This is a genomic window from Aurantimonas sp. 22II-16-19i (genome assembly GCF_002088275.1).
Classification (GTDB): domain Bacteria; phylum Pseudomonadota; class Alphaproteobacteria; order Rhizobiales; family Rhizobiaceae; genus Jiella.
In genome coordinates this window covers 38,106-58,773 of record NZ_AQQS01000036.1, presented here as the reverse complement: position 1 = coordinate 58,773, position 20,668 = coordinate 38,106, and the positions used below count along the sequence as shown (strand labels likewise).

General features: G+C 69.0%; 19 protein-coding genes and 1 pseudogene. 10 read left to right on the top strand and 10 right to left on the bottom strand.

Annotated elements, in window-relative coordinates; translation table 11 throughout:
• The 5 genes and pseudogenes from ATO4_RS22075 to fliF form a co-directional block, all read right to left on the bottom strand.
• Positions 1 to 3,683 (bottom strand): annotated as a pseudogene (locus ATO4_RS22075) (hypothetical protein); the annotation flags it as partial.
• Positions 3,680 to 5,248 (bottom strand): hypothetical protein, encoded by a 1,569-nt coding sequence (locus ATO4_RS22070; protein WP_083593932.1) that lies wholly within the window; start codon positions 5,246 to 5,248, stop codon positions 3,680 to 3,682. The gene ATO4_RS22070 and the pseudogene ATO4_RS22075, both read right to left, overlap by 4 nt.
• Entirely contained in the window at positions 5,248 to 6,528 is a 1,281-nt protein-coding gene (locus ATO4_RS22065) for a MotB family protein (protein WP_245308889.1), read from the bottom strand. Before ATO4_RS22065 ends, ATO4_RS22070 begins: the two co-directional genes overlap by 1 nt.
• Positions 6,525 to 7,367 (bottom strand): hypothetical protein, encoded by an 843-nt coding sequence (locus ATO4_RS22060; protein ID WP_083593930.1) that lies wholly within the window; start codon positions 7,365 to 7,367, stop codon positions 6,525 to 6,527. Before ATO4_RS22060 ends, ATO4_RS22065 begins: the two co-directional genes overlap by 4 nt.
• A gap of 3 nt (positions 7,368 to 7,370) precedes the next feature.
• Positions 7,371 to 9,065 carry a flagellar basal-body MS-ring/collar protein FliF gene (gene fliF, locus ATO4_RS22055; RefSeq protein ID WP_083593929.1) on the bottom strand — a complete coding sequence of 565 codons (1,695 nt, stop codon included), beginning with the start codon at positions 9,063 to 9,065 and terminating at the stop codon, positions 7,371 to 7,373.
• 702 nt (positions 9,066 to 9,767) lie between these two features.
• Between fliF and ATO4_RS22050 the strand changes: the two genes are divergently transcribed.
• Both ATO4_RS22050 and ATO4_RS22045 read left to right on the top strand, forming a co-directional pair.
• Positions 9,768 to 10,424, top strand: a complete 657-nt coding sequence (locus ATO4_RS22050) for a hypothetical protein (RefSeq protein WP_083593928.1) — start codon at positions 9,768 to 9,770, stop codon at positions 10,422 to 10,424.
• Entirely contained in the window at positions 10,421 to 10,609 is a 189-nt protein-coding gene (locus tag ATO4_RS22045; RefSeq protein ID WP_083593927.1) for a hypothetical protein, read from the top strand. Before ATO4_RS22050 ends, ATO4_RS22045 begins: the two co-directional genes overlap by 4 nt.
• Positions 10,610 to 10,668: 59 nt before the next feature.
• Here the strand turns inward: ATO4_RS22045 and ATO4_RS22040 are convergent, their stop codons facing one another.
• Complete coding sequence (locus tag ATO4_RS22040; protein WP_083593926.1) at positions 10,669 to 10,956, bottom strand: SelT/SelW/SelH family protein; 288 nt, start codon at positions 10,954 to 10,956, stop codon at positions 10,669 to 10,671.
• A gap of 87 nt (positions 10,957 to 11,043) precedes the next feature.
• Here ATO4_RS22040 and ATO4_RS22035 point away from each other — a divergent pair, with 87 nt between their 5' ends.
• The 3 genes from ATO4_RS22035 (at position 11,044) to ATO4_RS22025 (ending at position 13,959) form a co-directional block, all read left to right on the top strand.
• Positions 11,044 to 11,856, top strand: a complete 813-nt coding sequence (locus tag ATO4_RS22035; RefSeq protein ID WP_083593925.1) for an ion channel — start codon at positions 11,044 to 11,046, stop codon at positions 11,854 to 11,856.
• A gap of 321 nt (positions 11,857 to 12,177) precedes the next feature.
• Positions 12,178 to 13,377 (top strand): 23S rRNA (adenine(2503)-C(2))-methyltransferase RlmN, encoded by a 1,200-nt coding sequence (gene rlmN / locus ATO4_RS22030; protein ID WP_139802625.1) that lies wholly within the window; start codon positions 12,178 to 12,180, stop codon positions 13,375 to 13,377.
• Between the two features lie 123 nt (positions 13,378 to 13,500).
• On the top strand, positions 13,501 to 13,959 hold the full coding sequence (locus tag ATO4_RS22025) for a DUF305 domain-containing protein (protein ID WP_210191122.1): 459 nt from the start codon (positions 13,501 to 13,503) through the stop codon (positions 13,957 to 13,959).
• 379 nt (positions 13,960 to 14,338) lie between these two features.
• Here ATO4_RS22025 and ATO4_RS22020 read toward each other — a convergent pair whose 3' ends face one another.
• Together ATO4_RS22020 and ATO4_RS22015 are read right to left on the bottom strand one after the other, a co-directional pair.
• Positions 14,339 to 14,575, bottom strand: coding sequence for a hypothetical protein (locus ATO4_RS22020; protein WP_083593923.1), 237 nt, complete (start codon positions 14,573 to 14,575; stop codon positions 14,339 to 14,341).
• Positions 14,576 to 14,661: 86 nt separating this feature from the next.
• Positions 14,662 to 15,414, bottom strand: a complete 753-nt coding sequence (locus ATO4_RS22015; protein ID WP_083593922.1) for a Crp/Fnr family transcriptional regulator — start codon at positions 15,412 to 15,414, stop codon at positions 14,662 to 14,664.
• A gap of 917 nt (positions 15,415 to 16,331) precedes the next feature.
• Between ATO4_RS22015 and ATO4_RS22005 the strand changes: the two genes are divergently transcribed.
• Positions 16,332 to 16,607 (top strand): type II toxin-antitoxin system ParD family antitoxin, encoded by a 276-nt coding sequence (locus tag ATO4_RS22005; RefSeq protein ID WP_083593920.1) that lies wholly within the window; start codon positions 16,332 to 16,334, stop codon positions 16,605 to 16,607.
• 111 nt (positions 16,608 to 16,718) lie between these two features.
• On the opposite strand, the gene ATO4_RS22000 is transcribed toward ATO4_RS22005, so the two are convergent.
• Together ATO4_RS22000 and ATO4_RS21995 are read right to left on the bottom strand one after the other, a co-directional pair.
• Positions 16,719 to 17,219 (bottom strand): hypothetical protein, encoded by a 501-nt coding sequence (locus tag ATO4_RS22000; protein WP_083593919.1) that lies wholly within the window; start codon positions 17,217 to 17,219, stop codon positions 16,719 to 16,721.
• A 120-nt stretch (positions 17,220 to 17,339) separates the two neighbouring features.
• Positions 17,340 to 18,014: a DUF1223 domain-containing protein gene (locus tag ATO4_RS21995; RefSeq protein WP_139802623.1), complete on the bottom strand. Its 675-nt coding sequence runs from the start codon at positions 18,012 to 18,014 to the stop codon at positions 17,340 to 17,342.
• 181 nt (positions 18,015 to 18,195) lie between these two features.
• On the opposite strand from ATO4_RS21995, the gene ATO4_RS21990 reads away from it, so the two are divergent.
• The 4 genes from ATO4_RS21990 to ATO4_RS21975 all read left to right on the top strand — a co-directional run bounded on the left by ATO4_RS21990 (position 18,196) and on the right by ATO4_RS21975 (position 20,618).
• Complete coding sequence (locus ATO4_RS21990) at positions 18,196 to 18,672, top strand: hypothetical protein (protein WP_083593917.1); 477 nt, start codon at positions 18,196 to 18,198, stop codon at positions 18,670 to 18,672.
• 110 nt (positions 18,673 to 18,782) lie between these two features.
• A complete protein-coding gene (locus ATO4_RS21985; protein WP_083593916.1) occupies positions 18,783 to 19,370 on the top strand; it encodes a biotin transporter BioY in 588 nt (195 codons plus the stop codon).
• Positions 19,357 to 20,031: an ABC transporter ATP-binding protein gene (locus ATO4_RS21980; protein WP_083593915.1), complete on the top strand. Its 675-nt coding sequence runs from the start codon at positions 19,357 to 19,359 to the stop codon at positions 20,029 to 20,031. Before ATO4_RS21985 ends, ATO4_RS21980 begins: the two co-directional genes overlap by 14 nt.
• Complete coding sequence (locus ATO4_RS21975; protein ID WP_083593914.1) at positions 20,028 to 20,618, top strand: energy-coupling factor transporter transmembrane protein EcfT; 591 nt, start codon at positions 20,028 to 20,030, stop codon at positions 20,616 to 20,618. Before ATO4_RS21980 ends, ATO4_RS21975 begins: the two co-directional genes overlap by 4 nt.
• Positions 20,619 to 20,668: the final 50 nt, after the last annotated feature.

Below are 20,668 nucleotides of genomic sequence, written 5' to 3'. Positions count from 1 at the left end.
GCCGCAGCGGCGGTGGGCTTCTCGGCTGGCGCCTTCGCGTTCGCCGGCCCGGACGCCTGCGCCGAGCCCTGTACCTGGCTCTGGGCCGGGCCCTTCGCCTCGCTTATGCCCTGGCTCTGGCCTTGGCCCCGGGAGCCCTGCCCATGGGAGGCGCTGGCGCCGCGGTCGTCGGACTGTGGCGTCGCGCGGATGGCGCTCGCCGGCGGAGCCTCGGCCCTTGGCGCGGTGCTTGCGGATGTCTCGCGCGACACCGGTGCCGCGTCCTGGCTCGCGGCGGAGACCGCTCGCGCGCTCGCAGCCGCCGCCGTCTTGGCGTTGCCGGTGAGCGGTCCCGCCTCGGCGCGGTCGTCACGCGTCGCGGCTGCCGCCTGCGCCGTCCCTGACGGCGCGTTCGACGCATGGGCGGCGCCTGCCGCGTTCTCCGCTTCGTTCAGGCCCTTGCCTCGAGGAGCATCGGCACCGCCGTCACGCGGGCCGGCTTGCTGGGGTTGCCGGGACGGGCCGGCAGGCGAGGCACCGGTGGCGGGCTCGGCCCTTGCGGGGGCGTCATGGGTTGCCGCGGCCGTATCCTGTCGTCCGGCGGGAACCGGACGTTCGCTCGCGGCAGCCATGGCCGGCGCACGGCCCGATACCGCGCCGGCATCATGGCCGGTCGCGCGTTGGGTCGGCGCGGTCGGTGCCGTTGGCGCCGCGGTGCCCGTCGCCACGTTCGCGGTCGGGGCGGGCCCGGCCGGGCTCTTGGTCTCGCTCATGCCCTGGCCGGGGATAGCCTTCGGCTGTTCATGCCGGGGTTCGGCCTGCTGCGGTGCCCGGGACACGCCCGCCGGCGAAGCAGCGGCGGAATCGGAATTCGCGGCCGTCCCGCGGGACGCCGGAGCCGCCTCCTGCCGGGCGGCCGGGGCCGAACGATCGCTCGGCGCGGCCACGGCCGACGCACGGCCCGCGCCCGCGGCATCGTGGCCCGCGATCGGCATCGACAGCTTCGGCGCGACCTCGCCGACCGGCGGCGATGAGTTCGCCGGAACGGACATGCCGGCAGTCGCCGGTCCAGGAGCGGGCGAGGCCGACGGGCCTGCCGCGCCGTCCGGCGCCGGCAGGGACGCGGATGGGGCAGGCGACGTCACCTGCGGAGAAGCAGCTGTCGCGGGCGACGCCGCCTGCGGCGCCGGTGCGGCCGTCCGAGACATCGCATTCGTCGCCGCCGGCTGATCCGCGCCATCGCGCGTCACCGGCGCTGGCTGACCGTTCGCGGCGGCGGTGATGCTCCGCTCGCCGGCCTTCGCCGCGCCGGATCGATCACCGCCGGATCGATCGGCACCTGCCAGCGGCTCGGTCGCCGTCGCGGTGGCAGCCGCGGCCTCGCCCCGTGCCGGCGCGGGACCCCTGTCCTGCGGGAGCGTATCGGTTCGGGCGCTCGCGCCGGATGCTGCGGCTGGCCGCGCGGCGGGACGCTCGACGGCGCCCGTGCCGGTCTGTTGCCCGGCCGCCGGTGGCACCGCCGCCTTCGGCATGGCGAATGCGGCGGCCTTTGCCGCGGCCGGGGCGGATGCGCTTTCCCGGGCGCTCGCCGGAACGGCGCGCGGCTCTCGGGTGCCGGCCGGCTGGGACACGGCAGTGGTTCGTCCGGCAAGGCCCTGGGCCGCCGGCAGACCAGCGGCTGCGACGACCGGCGCAGAAACGACGGGCGCAGCGGCGACGGGTGCGACAACGGCAGGCGCAGAGACGGCGGAAGCAGTGACGCCCGGCGCAGCCGCGACGGGTGCGACATCGACGGGCGCGGCGGCAACGGGTGCGGCAACGGCAGGCGCAGAGACGGCGGGAGCAGTGACGCCCGGCTCGCGCGCCGCCGGAACGGTGCTCGGCGCCGAAGGTGCGACCGGCGCGGCAACGGCCGCTTCGACGGTCGGGCGCCGGCTCGTCGCAGGAGCGTCGACGATGGCAGAGGCCGCCGCCATCACGCGGCTCGTGGTATCGGGCTGCGCCGGGGCTGCGGCGCCGGAGGCGCGTGCGGGCGCGTCGACGGTGGCCTGGCGTTCGGCGCGGCGGGTCGCCGGCTCGAAATCGGTGCGCATGGACACGAGGTCGACCTTCGCTCCGAGCGTCGATGTCGAGGCCGCCTGCCGGGGCGCGCGGCGCAACACCGCCGCATCGACGCGGTCGGCGCTGTCGGTGTGCACCGATCCTGCCGCCTCGCCGGTTCCGCCGGCAGCCGCGATCCGGGAGGCCAGCTTGTCGGTAAGGTCGCCGGCATTGCGGGACGGAACGACGAAGGTGGGGCGAGTCTCGACCGCCGGCGGAGCCTTCGCCGCCCCGGCCGGCAGGGCCTCTTCAGATGTCGAGGCGGTGGCGCCGGGCTGAGCCGTGCCCGCAGCGCTGGACGGCCCGCCGGCAGCCTCGCCCGAAGCGGCGCCTGTGCCCGGGCCAGTGCCTGGGCCCGTGCCTGCGCTTATGCCTGCGCGCAGCGCCGCCGGCGCCGCGGAAGTCATGATGCCGGGATCGCGCGCGACCTGCTCGTGCGCGGGCTGCGCCGCATCGGAGGTCGCCGCGGCTCTCGCCCCGCCATCCGCATTCGGTGCGGTATCCGCCGCGGCGAAGATCCGGCTCTCGAGGCCGAAGCCGCCGAGGATCGCCGCGAGCTTGGCCTCGGGCGACAGCGGCGCGGGCGATGTCGTGGCGGCCTTCGCCGCTTCGATGACCCGCTCCTCTTCCTGCGAGCGCTCGGCGACGAGTTCCCCCCGGCCGACGGTCACGATGGTGCGGCCGCTGCGCGGGGGCGTCGGCGCCACGTCCTTCTGCCCCGCCATGTTCGTCTCGCCGGGCAGCAGGAGGCCGAGCCGCCTGGCGGTCTGTTCGGCCGAAAGCTGCAGCCCGACCGTCGGGTTCTCGACGCCGACGCCCGCCTGCAGGAGGCGCAGCCGGGTCAGTTCGGGATCGGCCGTGGCGACGGCAGCGGCGGGCGCATGCAGCGCCGGGCGACGCCGACCGCTGGAATCGATGGCCGGGGCCGCATCGCCCGCGCCCGGGCGCGCGTTGCGGTCCGTCCGCTCGATGGCGGCATCGGCAGGAACGGCTGCGTCGCCGGCGGTCCCGGCGGCCTGCGCGGTATCGGCAGTCCGGCCGGCGGTCGCGGCCGGCTGCGGCGCCGCCGCCCGGCCCTTGCGGCCCTCGGCGCGCATCGACGCGCGGTCGTCGCCCTGCACCGCGCCCTCGGCGCCATCCGTGCCCTTGGCGCCATCGGCACCCTTGGCCGAAGCCGCCGCATCGCCTTCGCCGGAAGTGTCGACGGCATCGCCGACGGTCCGCACCTTGCCCGGCGTCTGTGCCTGGCCCGCGCTGCGGGTCTGCGCCCGGCGCTTCGTCGCAGCCGCGTCGTCGGCCGAGCCCGCCTTCGCCGCGCTCTCGTCTTCCGCCTCGGCGACGCTGGCGACGATGTCGGTCAGGTCGTCCGTGTCCTTCGCTCCCGATGCCCGCTCCTTGACGGCGTCCCTGGCTCCGCTGCCGGTCCTGCCGGCGTGGTCCGCCGATCGCTTGGCGGAGGCGGCGTTCCCGCTGTCGCGCGAGGCTCCGGCTTCGCGCATGGCCGCGAAGAACTCCTCGCCGTCGCCACTGCCGGTGCCGCGCGTCGTCGCGCGATTGCCGGCCACCGCCGTCGCCTCTGCCTGAACCCGCCCTGCAATCGTCATTTGTCCATGCCTTCCAGGTCGCTGCGCACGGCATCGAGAAGTTTCGTCGCCCGATCGACCACCGAGGAATCGAGGGCTGCCGCCGACGTGGGTTCGGTCGGGTTGGCCGGGTCGGGTTCGGCCGCCGCCATCAGCGGCTTGCGGATCTCGCCCAGCACCCCCATCGCGGCGTCGAAGAGCTTGCGGTCGGCCGGGTGGAGGATTTCCCGGTCGATCGCCTCGAGCGAGGCCAGCGTCTCCGACGTGTCGCGCTCGGTCAGGGTCGAGGCGGCGACGTAGAGGAGCGCCCGCTGCCGTGCGGCCTGGCTGAGATTGCGAACGTCGAGCACCCTTGCTCCTGCCAGCCCTGCGAGCTTCATGTTGCCGGCGACGAGCGCCCGGCGCCCGATCGACAGATAGATGTTGACCTGGTCGACCAGCGAGATCCGTGCCACCGCATCCTCGACCAGTTCCACGGTTTCTGCCGCCTGGTCGAACGGCCGCGCCACATAAAGCGCCGTGAACCTCGCGCGAAAGTTGCCGGCATAGATCGACGATGCGTAGCGGGCGAAATAGAGCCGCGCATAGTCGTCGGCCCGGGCATGTTCGCCGAGCTGTTCGGCCAGCACCATGCCGAGGCGCAGCGCGGCTTCCTCCAAAAGCGTGCCGGAGGCGTCGAGCATCACCCGGCGCAGCCGTTCCAGCGCCTTGTCCGGCGCCGCCTTCTCCTGCATCTGGGCGACGGCGAGATTGACCTGCGCGGCGAGCCCCGGCTCCATCGTCGCCGTGTCCAGCGCCGAGAGCAGCGTCTCGGCCTCCTTCTGGCGGTTCTCGACATAGGCGAGCGCCCCGTCCAGCAGCGGCCTGACGTCCGGCGGGAAGTCGTTCTTGGCGAGAATCATGCGCAGCACCGCAGGCGGCCCGCCGCTCAGCACGAACAGCGCCGCCGCCCGCTGGTTGCGCGGGTCCTTCCAGGTCTCCTGGCTCGCCCGCTCGAAGGCCGGCCCGTACCACTGCAGCAGACGGGCCTGCACGCGGTTCGCCGAGGCGTTGCCGCGCGCCGCCTGGTCCTGCAGGAACTGCAGCGAGCGGATCACCTCGTATGGCTGGGGGCCACGCTTGGGCGCCGGCTCGTGATGTTCGGCCGCCTCGCCGTGTGCGGCATCGGTTCCGTCGCCATGGGCATCGGCTTCGCCGGGTGCCGTCTCACCATGTCCCGCCTCGGCCTCGCCATGGGCTGGATCGGCCTCGGCCGGCCCCGATTCCCCATGTCCCGCCTCGGCGTCCGCCTGCGTCGTGCCGGCCTCGCCATGACCTGTCTCGCCACCGGCCGCAGCCTCGGCGGGATGGGCGTCGCCGTCGGCATGGTCTTCGCCGCCATGGCCCGCTGCAGCCGGTGCGGCTTCGCCGGCCGCCTCCCCCGCGAGCAGCGGATCGCCGCGACGCGCCGCCTCGCCGGCCTGGCGCACCTGTTCGGCGGCGGTCGTCGCGGCGGCGTCGGGCGCGTCCTCGGCCCGGGCGGAGCCGGCCAGAAGCAGCGCGGCGAGCGCCATCGCTCCGGCCAGATGATCGGTTCGTGCGCGCATCACGCCTGCGGCTCGGTGAGGAAGATTTCGATCCGCCGGTTGATCGCCGCCTCCGGATTGGCGGGATCCTTCGGCTCGCGGTCGGCGAAGCCCTCGATGGCCTTGACGCGGCTTTCGTCGAGGCCGCCGCGCGCAAGCATGTAATAGGCCATGTGGGCCCGCGAGGTGGACAGGCGCCAGTTGTCGTATTCGCCGCTGCTGTAGGGGCGCGAATCGGTGTGGCCACGGATGGTGATCGTGCCCGCCCGCTTCGACAGCACCGCGGCGATCGTCTCCATCATGCGGATGGCGTCGGCGGTCGGCTTGGCCGAACCGAGGGGGAACATGCCGCCCGAGGCGTCGTCGGCGAGCGAGATGGTCACCCCGCCCTCGCCCTCGACGACCTCGACCTGCGCCGGCACGCGGTCGCCCAGCTTGGCGAGCTCGGCGCCGATCTCGGCCTTCAGCGTCTCGGCTTCGCCCGGCTCGGCCTTGTCGCCCTTGCCGGCGTCCTTTCCCCCGGCGTCCTTGGCCTTCGGATCGGCGCCCGGCCCCGAGGCCGCGCCCTTGTCGTCGCCGGCCTGCCTGAAGCCGGTCTTGTCGGCCTGGTCGCCCTCGGCCGTCGATTTGCCCGGCTCGTCGATGCCTTCGCCCTTGCGCCCCTTCTCGGGGTCGCTCATCGGATCCTCGGGCGGCAGGACGGCGGTGCGGAAGTCGATCGGCGGGACCTCGTCCAGCCGGCCGCCGCTCTCCATCATGTTCGGCGACAGCTGCCAGGAGTCGGGATCGAACGGATCGCGGTACGCTTCGCCGCCGTTCAGCCCCGGGAGGCCGGAGCCGTCGGGCTTGCCGGTCAGCTCGCCCTCGCCGTTCTTGCTGCTTTCGGAGACGATCTCGGCCAGCACCGAATAGGGGTCGCGGAAGATCGACTTCTCCTCGCCGCCGGTCTCGGCGCCGGCGACCGGCCGGCCGCGCGGATCGCCGTTGGTCTCGGCGTCGCTCTCGCCGTTGGTGTCCGCCTTGCGGTCGGCGCCGTCGTCCTTCTGCTTGATGCCGCGGGTCGCCGGCGACGGGTCGTTGAGCTTGATCGGGTTGAAGTACTGGGCGACCTGCTTGCGGGTGGCGTTGTCCGACGAATTGGTCAGCCACATCACCAGGAAGAACGCCATCATCGCCGTCATGAAGTCGGCGAAGGCGATCTTCCAGGCGCCGCCATGATGGCCGTCGTCACCATGCCCGCGGCGGCGGACGATGATGATCTCCTGTCTCTCCATGTGACCGGCTTCGGACTGCTCGCTCACTGAAGCGCCTCTTCGAGCGCGTGCTTCCAGTCCGCGAGACGGGTCTCGAGGGTCGTCTGGTCGCAGGTGATGCGGATGTCGGCGAGGGCGTCGTCGGCCTCGAAGGCGACGAAGCCGCGCCGCGGCCCGAGCGCTTCGGCAAAGGCGTCGAGCAGCGCCGCCGGCCCGACGGCCTGGAGCGCCAGCGCCCGCCCGTCCAGCGACAGCGTCGCGACGGCGGCGGCGAGATCCTCCAGCGTCTGGCGGGTGCGCAGATCGACGGCAATCGGCTTGAGGACGCTGGCGAAGGAGGTGCGCAGCGCCGCCTCGATCCGCTCCAGCTTGTCGGCGACGCCTTCGCCGAGCCGTCCGCCCTCTTCGGCGAGCGCGGCAAGGCGCGCCGCCTCGACGGCTTCGGCCTTCTCCTCGGCGGCGCGTTCGCGCTCGGTGGCGAGCGCCTCGGCGACGGCCGCCTCGATGCGCGCCTCGGCCTCGGCGAGGGCTTCCTCGCGCCCCGCCTCATGGCCCTCGGAACGGGCCGCCTCGAGGTCGTCCTCGGTCAGCTGCGGCAGCTCGGGCGCCTTCATCTCGAAGGCCGGCTCGGCCTCGAAGCCGAAGTCGGCCGCGTCGAAGTCGAGCTCCTCGAGCGCCTTCTCGGCCGCGCCCATTTCGGGGATCGCCTCGAGCGACTTCGGCACCGGCCGCTTCGCCGCCGTCTTGACTGGCAAGCCGTCGGAAACCAGCGTCAGGTGCTCGAAGCTCGGCTTCTTCTCGGCCTTCGGCCGTGCCGCCTTCAGGCTCTGAAACGGCCTGTCGCTCTCCTCGGGAAATTCCGTCAGATAGTCTGCGAGAGAGATCATCCCTTACGCCGCCTCTTTATGGTTGATCCACTGCTTGATGACGTTCGCCGCCTTCAGCTCGTCCTGATCGATCAGGCGCTCGATGCGGGCCTTCGGGCTTTCGCTCTCGGCCTCGTCGAACTGTCCGAGGAAGGCGGGCACGCCGCCGCCGAACTGGGATATATCCGGTGTACCTTGCGCGAAGTCGAAACCGCCGGGCAGTTCCAGCCCGCCCGGGCCGTCGTCGCCGGCGCCGAGGGCTGCGAGGCCGCCGTCCATCTCGAGCGCCGCGGCGTCCTGGCCCGGCGTCTGGATGATGGCGCGGATCGCCGGCTTCAGGCCGAACCAGATCACCATGACGGCGACGGCGAGGATGGTGAAGGCGTTGATCAGCGTGCCGGACTGGCGCATGAACATCTCGCCGATGCCCGGCGCCGGGATGGGCTCCAGCGAGGAGTCGCTGGCGATGAAGTCCACCGCCGTCACCTTCAGCTGGTCGCCGCGGGCTTCCGACAGGCCGGAGGCGGAGGCGACCAGGGACTGGATCTCGGCCAGACGCTCGTCGATCTGGGCGTCGGTGGCGTTCTCGCCGATCGCCTCCTTCAGGCGGGCCCGGTTGACGACCACCGCGACCGACAGCTTCTCGACGCTGTAGCCGTCGCTGGTGGTCTGGACGGTCTTCTCGTTGATCTCGTAGTTGGTGAGCTCTTCGCGCCGCTCGTTGTTGTCCTTGGAGGTCTGGCCGCTGTTGGTCTCCGCCGCCCCGCCGGCCGGCTGGATGTCCTGCTGGACGCCGACGGCGTTCTGCCGGGTGGAGTTCTCGCTCTCGCCGTTCTCGCGGATCGCCCGCACCGAGCGCTCGACCCGGCCGTCCGGGTCGAAGGTGCGCTCCGAGATCTGCCGGCGGTCGGTGTTGAGCCGCGCCGTCACCGAGGTCTGGAAGTTGCCGATGCCGAGATAGGGCGACAGGGTGCGGCGGATCGAATCCTCGACGCTCTTGCCGACGATGCGCTCGATGCCGAACAGCTTGGTCGGGGCGCTCGAGGTCGAATCGTCGCCGGACGCCAGCAGCGTCCCGTCGGCGGACAGGATCGTCACCTCGTCCGGCGTCATGCCGGGGATCGCCGAGGCGACCAGGTGGCGGATCGCCTGGGCCGAGGTGAAGTCCTCCGGCTGGTCGGTGCGGATGACGACGCTGGCGGAGGGCTTCCTCTGGTCGCGCCGGAAGCTTCCCTCGTCGGGCAGCACGATGTGGACCCTGGCGGCGCGCACATGGGCGAGCGACTGGATCGTCCGGGCGATCTCGCCCTCGAGCGCCCGCACCCTCGTGATCTCCTGCATGAAGGAGGTGAGGCCGATGGATCCGAGATTGTCGAACAGCTCGTAGCCGGCGTTCTCCGAACGCGGCAGCCCCTTCTCGGCGAGCAGCATGCGCGCCGGCGCCGTCTGCGAGAAGGGCGTCATGATCGCGTCGCCCTTGGCATTGACGTCGAAGGCCATGCCGGCCTCGGTGAGCGCCGCGCCGATCCGCGTGACGTCCGTCCGGTCGAGGCCCGAATAGAGGACCTCCATGTCCGGCCGCGAGAGGTAGTAGCTCCCGAGACCGACCAGTGCCACTACCAATAGGCCGACGAGACCGAGCGCGGAGAGCTTGCGCGCTCCGAGCCCGGAAAGGTTCGACATGATCTGCTGGGCCTGCCCGCCGATGGCCAAAGCCATAGTCATTCCTCGCATACGCACGAACTGCTTGATGAGTCGCGAGGACAATGCCGATCCAAGCTTGCGCGAGGCCCCGGTTAACAAACCGTTAACGTCCGGATTTACATGAACATTTCATTTCACCGCGAGAAACGGCAAATCGCCGCGCCGCGCGCCGGCCGGCCCCGGCGCACAGCCCGTGAACTGCGCGGCGGCGTTACAGGAGCTCTGCCGAGAACTTCGCGAGACACTCGTTCCGATCGTTGCGAACGCACGGCCCTCTTCAAGATACCGGCGCCGACCGAGAAAGTCATATTTGGATATAATAAGATCTTGCTTCGATATTTTCCTTGGAACTGTTTCAAGCCGGCGCCGCTCCGGCCGGAGCGGGGCGGAGGTTTCGCTCCGGCGTCGCGGCAGAAACGTCCCGTAGCGGCAGCCGTGGTCCTCCCGACGTCCCCCCCGGTCGCGCCGCATCGTCTTAGCCAGCCACGGAAATCGTTTCCGGACGCCGCGACGACGTTGACCGGGTGAGCCTCACCCGGCACCGGTTCGCGCCCGATCGGATCCGCCCCCCGCATTACTTGACGAGCGCAGCCGGCCGCGACGCGTCGGGCCTGTGACCGACCGGTCCCGCCCCTCTGATGGCGTCGAAATCTTCCCCTCCTGATTGCTTTTATTACCAATATATGCAACCATGAGGTGTCGTCCTTGGAGGCTCGGATGAACCGGATTCTGGACATCGGCGGCGCCGTGGTCGACGGCGTCGCCTCGATCCCCATCGGCCTCTTCTACGGCACGCGCCGGACGATCGAGGATACGGGACTGCTCGGCAAGGACGTGCAACGCGAGAATTTCGCCGAGAACAGGCGGGTCTGGGGGCTGATGACGGCCGCCTTCGAGAACCGCGGCATCATCATGTCGGTGATCACGATCGTCGTCTTCGACTGCATCGAGCGCCTGCCACAGTCCACCGTGGACAAGCTGGCGGAACATCTCGTCCTTCGCGGCTTCAAGATGGGGGTGAGGTCCCACACCCGGAAATTCATCAAGAAAACCGTCGCCAACATCGTCGTCACCAAGATCGGGCCGAAGATCGTGACGAACGTCATGGCGCGGCAGATCGCCGGAAAGATCGCCAGCGCCGCTCTGACGCCCCTCGCGATCCAGGGCACGATCGAGCAGGCGTCGAATGCGTCGCAGCGCCTCAGGCGGGTGAATCCGAGGCTCTGGAAGAAGCTCGCCGACCAGAACGTCGACATGCTCTACAGCTTCGTCGAGGACGATCTCGCGCCCTTCGTCGCCCTCGCCGGCATCATCGACAGCAGCGATCCGCGCTGCCGGCGCGCCTTCGAAAAGTTCGAGAGCTATCTGGAATGAGGTTTCTCGGCGGTCTTTTCAGGGATGTCCTGTTCGAGATCTGGGTCGCCGCCGCCTGCATCTGCGCCTTTATCGCCTTCAACCTGATGGCCGATCGCGGCTTTTCGACGCTCCTGTGCCTGTCGGGCGCTGCCGCGACGCTGGTCGTCTTCGGCTCGCTCTACGCCCTCGCCCGGCGACGCTGACGCCCCACGCCCCGGGCGTTTCATGCGAAGCCGTCGGGTCAGATCGACCGGACGATGGATCACTTGCGATCGCTGTGGCCGAGGTCGCGGCCCGGATCCAGCCGGTCGCGCACCCGCTGCTTCAGCACCTTCGCCTCCGGAAAGCCGCCGTCGGCCTTGCGCTCCCAGATCAGCTCGCCGTCGTAGCGGATCTCGAAGATGCCCCCCGTGCCCGGAACCAGCGCCACCTCGCCGAGATCGGTGGCAAAGGTGGACAGGAGTTCCTGCGCCATCCAGGCCGCCCTGAGCAGCCACTGGCACTGGGTGCAGTAGGTGATCGAGATCCGCGGGGCCGCCCCAACGCTCATCGCTTTTCTCCCAAGCTGTGAAAACCGGTGAAGGCCGGCGCCGATACCTGCCCTATCTGCAGCCGCCAGAGCATGCAAAGGAAGACGATGACCGAACAGACGCGGCCCATCCACGCCGTCCCGCGCTACGAGCGGTCGTTCGCCCGCCTGCGGCGGACCCTTCGCCACCTCTATCACGGCGACAGCCGGACGGCCCTGCGCTTCCAGACCGCGGTGCTGACCGTCGATCTGGCCATCATCGCCCTGTTCGTCGTGCAGCCGGTCCTGAAGGACACCGAGGTGTTTCTCGCCGTCGACTACAGTGTGGCGGCGGTGCTGGCCGTGGACATCGTCGCGCGCCTCCTCGCCTCGCGCCGCCCCCTGCAACGCCTGAAGCAGCCCGTCGTCCTCCTCGACCTGTTCATCCTCCTCACCCTGCTCCTGCCCTACACCCTGATCAATCTCGGCTTCCTGCGGATCATCCGGCTCTGGTCGATCTCCAAGACCGGCCGGCTGTGGCAGCCGCTCAGGCGCCGGGGCCTCGCCGAATGGGAACTGCCGGCGCGGGCCGTGCTCAACCTCGTCACCTTCCTGTTTCTGGCGACGGGCTTCATCTACACGACCTTCTTCCGGCAGAGTTCGGGCTTCACCGGCTATCTCGACGCGCTCTACTTCACCGTCGCCTCGGTGACGACCACCGGCTATGGCGACATCACCCTCGAGGGCCCCTGGGGCAAGCTCACCTCGATCGTCGTCATGATCATCGGCATCAGCCTGTTCGTGCAGCTCGCCCAGGCGATCTTCAAGCCGACCAAGGTGCATCACCCCTGCCCCCAATGCGGCCTGCAGCGCCACGATCCGGACGCCGTCCACTGCAAGGCCTGCGGCCACGGCCTCAACATCCCGAACGACGAGAGCTGAGGCGAGGATCGCCGGCACATGATGTGGAAGGCTCGCACCCCGCCTGCCGCCCCAAGGGATGCGAAACCACGGGAACACCGGCGATCGCGCTCGAATGTGATCGCCTCGCGCGTCAAGCAAATCCGCCGGACCTTGAAGGATCGGCCATAAACGGGCATGTGTCTCCCCAATCCGACACTTTGCGCGCCCGTGTGGCAGCGCTCCCCCTCCATCGGCGCGGCGAGCGCCGGTGGCGAGACGATTTCGCGAAGGACCGTCATGGCCGTTTCGATCGACCTGAAGCCGCAGGAAAACCGCGCCGCGCTGGCCGAGCGCGCCGTCATGTCCGCGCCCGCTTTCCCGGCCCAGCCACTGGACGAAAAACCCTCGCTGATCGGCCTGTCGCGCGAGGAGCTCGGCGAGGCGCTGGCCTCGGTCGGCGTCGAGAAGCGCCAGATCAAGATGCGCGTCGCCCAGCTCTGGCACTGGCTCTATGTGCGCGGCGTCGCCGATTTCGCCCAGATGGCGAACGTTTCCAGGGACCTGCGCGAAAAGCTCTCCGCCGCCTTCACCATCGCCCGGCCGGAGATCGTCACTGAGCAGGTCTCGGTCGACGGCACCCGCAAGTGGGTGCTGCGCTTCCCGGCGAAGGGCGCCGGGCGCCCGGTGGAGATCGAGACCGTCTACATTCCGGAGGAAGGCCGCGGCACGCTCTGCGTCTCCTCCCAGGTCGGCTGCACCCTCACCTGCACCTTCTGCCACACCGGCACCCAGCGCCTCGTCCGCAACCTGACCGCCGACGAGATCGTCGGCCAGGTGCTGCTTGCCCGCGACCGGCTCGGCGACTTTCCCGACGCCGCGACGCCCGCCGGCGCCATCGTCCCCTCCGAGGGCCGCCTCGTCACCAATGTCGTGATGATGGGCATGGGCGAGCCGCTGTATAATTTCGACGCCGTCAAGGCGGCGCTCGCCGTCGTCTCCGATGGCGAGGGCCTCGCTTTGTCGAAGCGGCGGATCACGCTGTCGACCTCCGGCGTCGTGCCGATGATCGAAAAGGCCGGCGAGGAGATGGGCGTCATGCTGGCGATCTCGCTGCATGCGGTCAACGACACGCTGCGCGACGAGCTCGTCCCGATCAACAAGAAATACCCGCTGAAGGCGCTGCTCGATGCCTGCCGGGCCTATCCGGGCCTGTCGAACGCCCGGCGGATCACCTTCGAATACGTCATGCTGAAGGGCGTCAACGACAGCCTGGAAGATGCCCGTCAACTCGTCCAGGTGCTGCGCGGCATCCCGGCGAAGATCAACCTGATCCCGTTCAACCCCTGGCCCGGCTCGGCCTATGAGTGCTCGGACTGGGACCAGATCGAGCGTTTCGCCGATCTCGTGAACCAGGCCGGCTACGCCTCCCCCATCCGCACCCCCCGCGGCCGCGACATCTTCGCCGCCTGCGGCCAGCTGAAGTCGGAATCGGAGCGCATGCGCAAGAAGGACCGCGACAGCCTCGAGGCCGCCCGCGTCACCGAACTCGCCGCCGGATGACGCGATCGTGCCCGATCTTGCCGGGGCGGCCTTGACCCTCCAGTAGCTGGAAGCTCCATCTCTCCTCCGCAACGCGTCAGGCCCCTTCCGGGACCGACGGCCTTTTGCTGGGAGACGAGACGGATGACCAGGATCGCAACGCTGGCTGCTGCCTTCATGCTCGGGACGACGGGCCTTTCCATGGCCCAGACCCCGCCGGCGCCCGCCGAGCCGGGCATGATGGACCACGCCATGCCCGGCATGGACGGCATGGACGGCATGCCCGAAATGCCCGGCATGGGCGGCGCGCAAGGCATGCATGGCATGGCGGCGGATGGCGCGGCCGACACGCCGTCGACCCGGGCGTTCATGAAGGCCATGGGCGACATGGAAACCGGCATGGCGACCCCGATGACCGGCAATCCCGACATCGACTTCATGCGCGGCATGCTGGCCCATCACGAAGGCGCCGTCGCCATGGCGGAGGTCGAGCTGCAATACGGCAAGGACCCCGAGGCCCGGGCGCTGGCCGAGACGATCATCGCGGCGCAGGAGGCCGAGATCGCCCAGATGAAGGCCTGGCTCGCCCGCAACGGCGGCTGAGGGGGCGTCGCTCCACCGCCGGCCTGCGCGGCCCGCCCGTCGCCGGCGCGCTGGAACCGAACCGCCATCCGTTCGGGTTTGCAGAAGGCCCGCCAGACGCGCGACTGCCCCATCTTCGCCACCTGCGGCAGCCGGAGGCGGAGAGCGAGTGCATCCGCAGGTCGGAACGCGGGGCGGTGGCGGAATAGGGCTGCCGAAGGCGGCGGGGTTTCGCCGCCGGATGGGTTCGGTCCGAACCGGGTTTGCTAGAGCATGATCCCGAAACGTGGGAACCGGTTTTCGGGAAAGATCATGCGGCAAGAAGAGGAGTGAGCGGGATGTCGATCGAACCTGATCTCATCCCGCGCTAAGTCTGTATCAGACCGGGATCAGGGCGGCTTCAGCGAAGCCAGTGCGAGGTAAACAGCAAGGTCGCCCTGAAAATATACACTTCATTCTCTTCTCTCACGATCACGGAGATCTCGTGTCGGTCGCCGTCGGGAAGCACCTCATCGGCCAATCCCGGCAGCGCTTCAATGGCCTTCTGTCGGACGTCGGCATCAGAAACGCAAAAAACACCGACGTCGTCTCGGGTGATATTGCCGTTATCGCTGACATCGAAAAAGTACATCTTCATCTTCACTCCTCGTCCACGACGAGCGCGTTACGCAGGCGTCTGGAAAGAAGTTGGAATTTAAGGATGATAAATTTAGGGTTGGGATGTTAATAAGCGAATTCCCCCGAAAATAATCTGTTTTTGTCTTTCAGGCGATGGAGATGGAGATAGTCGGGTTTGAATTGTGCGAACTCCATCATTCCCTGCGGATCACGAACGGTCATCTGGTATCGTTTGCGCGTGATGAACCCCATTTCGTGGAGCTTCATCAGCATGCGGTTCGCATGGACAATCGTGACGCCGAGGGTTTCGCCGATTTCGGCTTGGGTGATCGGCAAATGAAAGCTGTTGTCTTCTACAAGCCCCACGCTGTCGAGCCGGACCATCAACTCGCATAGGAGGTGGGCGATCCGGCGGTCGGCGGACCGGGCACCCAAACCGACGATCCACTCCCGCAAGACTGCTTCATCAACCAGTGTCGCCCACCAGAGAGCACGCGTAATGCGGGGGTGGTTTTCGGTCAGATCCATCACGGTGTCGTAAGAAATGAAAGCGACCACGGAGGGCTCCAGCGTTGCGATGGAGTGATCCATCCTCCCGAGGATCGCGATGTGCAGATCGCAGAAGTCGCCAGGAACCAGGTAAGCCATGATCTGGCGGCGTCCGTCGGGCAGCAATTTGTACCGGCAGGCAAAGCCTTCCATGATGAGATGGACGTTGTTCGGGCTGTCGCCTTCCTTGATCAGATCCTGCTTCCGCTTGACAGGCCGGCCTGACGAGCCGATCGCCTCAAGCATTCGCCGATCCCCGTCAGTCAGATCCACGACTTGCTCTAGTTTTCTGATGAGGGGATTTTTCATGTTCGAAGCTCCCAGGCTACGTCACCGGTCACATGCAAAGAGATCGATTGCGTCCATTCGGGAAATTATCATTGCGCGTCTCGGGAATATCAAACGTAGGTTATAGATTGGACGCGATTGTTCAGACATTTTTGCTTCGAACGGAGGCAAACGATGTCGATTTCCCTGCGATTGCTTGTGACCGAGGCTATCGATCGTGTCAGATCGACCGGCCTCGTCCTTTTGGTTGACGATGAGGCGCGCCGGATCGCATGGGAGTTGGCGGGGGATGATAGATCCCTTCATCACAAGATCACAACCATGCTGACGGATGCGGCGTGCCGTGAAGGGGTCGCCATGCGCCTCGAGCGCAGCGCTGCCGCGCTCGCGGCGACCCATTCATTCGCCCGCGTTGCCCCAAGGACGGCGACCGCACGTCGGGTCTGTCTTCTGCGACATGCCGGGGACGGGTGCGATGAGACAGACTTGAAGATCTCCTTTCGGAACCTGGCCGCGCCCTCCCCTTAGAAGCACTCGGCCAGGTGCGGCATGACCTGGAATTGCGCTCGGCGAAGCGCGTCGGCATGCGGGCGATCGTGGTCCGAAGGGCGCTTCATCCGGAGATGGTACCATGCGTCTGCCGCCGACCCGCCAGCCCCGCGGCCTGCGAGACAGTTGCGGGATGAGGCTCGGGCGGGGCTCGGGGTCTGCGCGAGGGTGATCTGGCACCCGAAGCAGGATCAGCAATTCGCTTTCATTCCAAGCGCACTTCGTAGCTCTCGAAACTGAAGAGGCGTCCCCGCCAGAGACGGCTGTCGAACTCGGCGCCCTGGCTTCTCACATCCGTGCCCCAGCGTCCAAACCCTGCCTCCTGACGTTCCGGAGCGAGTGTGATAAAGTATGCGGACATCTATCGTGAGCCCGCGCCGGAGCCTGGAATGTCGTCGATCGAACGCATGACCATCACCGTGCCCGCCGAGATGGCCGCGGCCGTCAAGGCGGCCGTCCGGGAGGGCGGATATGCTTCGACCAGCGAGGTGGTGCGCGAAGCCCTGCGCGAATGGACCCGATCTCGCGATAGCGAGCGGCAGGAACTGATGGCGCTGCGCGAGGCGATCCGGGCCGGCGACGCGAGCGGCGCGAGCATTCCGGCCGACGAGGTCTATGCCGAGCTGCGCGCCGCCATCGAGGCCCGGCGCGCGGGCTCGCGGTGAAACGGCTCGGCTATTCCCCGGAAGCGCTCGCCGACCTTCACGACATCGCGCCGTACAAAATGAAACCGAAATATCAACCTCATTTCGTCTCTGACCTCGACGGAAAGGCCGTTACTGTGGGCATTCCCTGACCGTCGACGAATAGGCCTTCGTGAAGGGAACGCCATTGAACGTATGGCTACAGCACGAGCATACAGGAACCATCTGCTCGACCGTCAGCGAAGGGTCGACGATCGCGAGGACGTGGTTCTCGTCGACGTACAAACCGCTGTAATACGTGCTCTCTCCAACCCTTACGAACGCTTCTCTGTCTCCTTCCGTCAGCGCCACGAGCCAGAAAATCGGCTCGGCCGTGTCCAGACGCGAGACGGCCTCGCTATGGACTGCGTCCCAGTCCTGACCGACCTTGGAAAGCAGAAAGCGGAACAAGGGCGTGTAGTCCAGACCTCGCCGAACACCCTTCTGCATGGCTCCGAGCGTCTTCGAGCGATCCGGCTTGCGGTGGCGGGATTGGCTGTAGTCGCCACCAAAGCGATGCTCGACGCCGCGTGCCAGCGTGTTGACACGCCGGTAAAGAGGCTCCTTGCGACGAGGGCGATCTTGCTTCTTCATGCTGGGATTGTACGACCGCGCTCGCCTGATTTCCACCCATCATCGACACTCGCAGCCTGACCGCCTGCGCCCGGCGCAGCTGCGGCCGTCACGCCGCAATCCACCTCCCCGACGCCCCGCTCAATCCGCCGCCCCGAGGATCGCCCCCGGACGCCCTTCGCTGCCCGCCTGCAGGATCACCGCGCAGGCGTCGGCGCCGGGCGTGGCGCCGCAATCGCCGAGGGCGAAGCTGACCGGTCGTCCGTCCCAGCGGCCGAGCGCCGTCAGGCCGCGCACCGCATTGACATAGGTGATCGTGTGGCCGCCATTCTCGCCCCTTGCGATCGGCACGGTGGCGGAGCGGGTGTAGTCGACCCGCCAGAGCACCGCCTCGCCCTCCCCGCCCCCGACGCCGACCCGGCCGGCGCCGCGATCGAGGGTGACGGCGACCGGCAGCGGCGTTCCCATCAGCCCGGCGACCGCCCGTGAGCTGGAGCCGACCGCATGGCCGCCGCCGTCGACGACGGCCTGGGGCGTATAGACCCCGCCGTCGCCGCGGCGGATCGCATAGGCGCGCTGGCGGGCCGAAAATGCCGGCGAGCCGAGCGTGTCCTTCCAGCCGAGGCGGTCCCAGTAGTCGACATGGAAGCCGAGCGCGAGGACGTCGCCGTCGCCGGCCAGCTGGCGCAGCACGACGTCGGCCGGCGGGCAGGAGGAGCAGCCCTGGCTGGTGAACAGTTCGACCACGTGGCGGGGACCGGCGCTTGCCGGCTGCACCGCCGCCATGGCAAGCGCCAGGGACAGCAACGGGGTCATCGACGGCGCAAGCAACGCTTTCAACACATGCGCGGGCGAAAATGCCACCAACCGTCTCGACATCGCGTCTCTCCATCACGTTCGATCCTCGGACGGGTTCGAACCGGCGGCCGGACGCGTTACTGTCGCCTCAGGGCGGGATGGGTCACGATCCCGTGCAGCATGAAGAGAGTTCGCCGCCATGGCCACGGTCCTGAGATTCCTGTTCGTCGTCCCGCTCGCCTATGTCGCGGCGTGCCTGACGGCGGCCTTCGCCATGCTCTGGCCGTTCGTCGATCTCGGCCACGCCTCGGCCCTCGATCCGTTCGTCGTCGCCGAGACGGCCTTCTATTTCGGCGCCCAGGCGGTGCAGATCGGCACCGTCGCCTTCCTGCCCTGGGTCGTCCTGATGGTGGCGAGCGAGGTCGCCGGCCTCTCCTCGCTGCTCCTCCACATGGTGGCGGGCCTCGTCGGCGGCATCGCCATCCTGTTCGCCGCCTATGGGCCGAACGTGCCGCATATGAGCGTCCAGACGGCGATCCTCGTCGCCTCGCTGACCTTCGCCCTCGTCTACTGGATCCTCGCCGGCCACGGGGCCGGACGGTGGCGCCGGCGGATCGCCGCCGGAAGGGGCGCTCCGGCCGCCGCCCCCGCCCCGCAGCGCCAGGATGCGGCCTGACTGCATCCGCCCGGGGATGTCCCCGCCGCGCTGGCGATGCCATTGATTTTTCCGCCGCGCTGCGATGTTTGGGGCCGACAACTGGTCTCGCGTTTCGAAAGGTGCCCCTCGTGTCGACCCGAGATATCGTCCTCATCGCCCTTTTCGCCGCCCTGATGGCCGCCCTCGGGGCGTTTCCGCCCTTGATGATCCCGGCCATCGCGGTGCCGATCACCGCCCAGTCCATGGGGCCGATGCTCGCCGGCGGCATTCTCGGCGCGAAGCGCGGCGCCCTGTCGATGCTGCTCTTCGTCGCCCTCGTCGCCGTCGGCCTGCCGCTGTTGTCGGGCGGGCGCGGCGGCCTCGCCGTCTTCGCGGGGCCGACGGCCGGCTTCATCTTCGGCTGGATCGCCGCCGCCGCCGTCACCGGCGCTCTGGTCGAGCGGTTCTGGCGGGGCCTCAACTTCGTCACCGCCTTCCTCGCCGCGACGGTCGGCGGCATCGTCGTCCTCTACGGCATCGGCATTCCGTGGATCTCGCTGGTCGGCGGCGTGCCGCTGGTGACCGCCGCCGCCGGCTCGGCGGCCTTCATCCCCGGCGATCTCATCAAGGCCGGCCTCGCCGCCGCCGCGATCCTCATGGTCAAGCGCGCCTATCCGATGATCCGCCCGGCGCCGGACGATCAGTGGCAAACCGCCAGGCCCGATGATTTCGATTGAGGGCGTCGGGCTCGATCGCGGCGAGCGCACCGTCCTGTCCGGCATCGACCTCACGATGTCCGAGCGCCGGATCGGCATCGTCGGGGCCAACGGCTCCGGCAAGAGCAGCTTCGCCCGTCTCCTCAACGGCCTCCTCCTCCCGAGCCGGGGCAGCGTCACGGTCGAAGGCCGCGACACGCGGCGGGAGGCGAAGGCCGTCCGCCGCACGGTCGGCTTCCTGTTCCAGAACCCGGACAACCAGGTCGTCTATCCGACCGTCGGCGAGGACGTCGCTTTCGGCCTGAAGGGGCGCAAGCTGCCGAAGGCCGAGATCGCCGGAAGGGTCGGCGCCACCCTCGAACGCTTCGGCCTCGCCGGCTTCGACGACCGGCTGGTGCACGAACTTTCCGGCGGCGAGCGGCAGATGGTGGCGCTCGCCGGCGTGATGATTCTCGAGCCCCGGTGGCTCGTCCTCGACGAGCCGACGACCCTCCTCGACCGGAAGAACACCCGCACCATCATGGCCGCCCTCGAGGCGCTCGAGCAGAACGTCGTCCTCGTCACCCACGACCTGACCCTTCTGGAAAACTTCGACCGTGTCCTGGTCTTCGAGGAAGGCCGCATCGTCGCGGATGCCGCGCCACGCGAGGCGATCGACGCCTATGTGAGGCTGACGGGATGATCGCCGGGCTCTACCGCGCCGGCGACAGCCCGCTGCATCGCATGGGCGCCGGCCGCAAGCTCCTGGCGCTGCTCGCGGCCGGAACGCTCGTCTTCGCGATCGGCTCGCCATGGCCGGCCGCCGGCGTCCTCGCGCTGGTCCTGGCTCTCTACGGTGTCGCCGGCTTCGGCCCGCGCCTCGTCCTTCGCCAGCTGCGGCCGGTGGCCGTCGTCCTCGCGGTGCTGTTCGCGGCCCAGCTCTGGCTCGCGACGCCCGGCGAGGCCGCCCTCGTCGTCCTGCGCTTCGCCGCCCTCATCCTCGCCGCCGGCCTCGTCACGCTGACCACCCGCACGGCGGACCTCGTGGCGGTGATCGAGCGCGGCCTGTCGCCGCTGTCGCGCCTCGGCCTCGACGTCGCCAAGGTCTCCCTCGCCATCTCGCTGACCATCCGCTTCATCCCCACCATCGGCCAGATCGCCGGCGAGGTGCGCGAGGCGCAGGTCGCGCGGGGCCGCCGCCCCTCGCCGCTGACGCTGGTGGTGCCGGTGATCATCCGCCTCCTGAAGATGGCCGACGAGATCGCCGAGGCGATCGACGCCCGGTCCTGATTGCCGCGCCCGGCCGATAACGCTCTGGGCAACGCATCTTTTCGGGACGC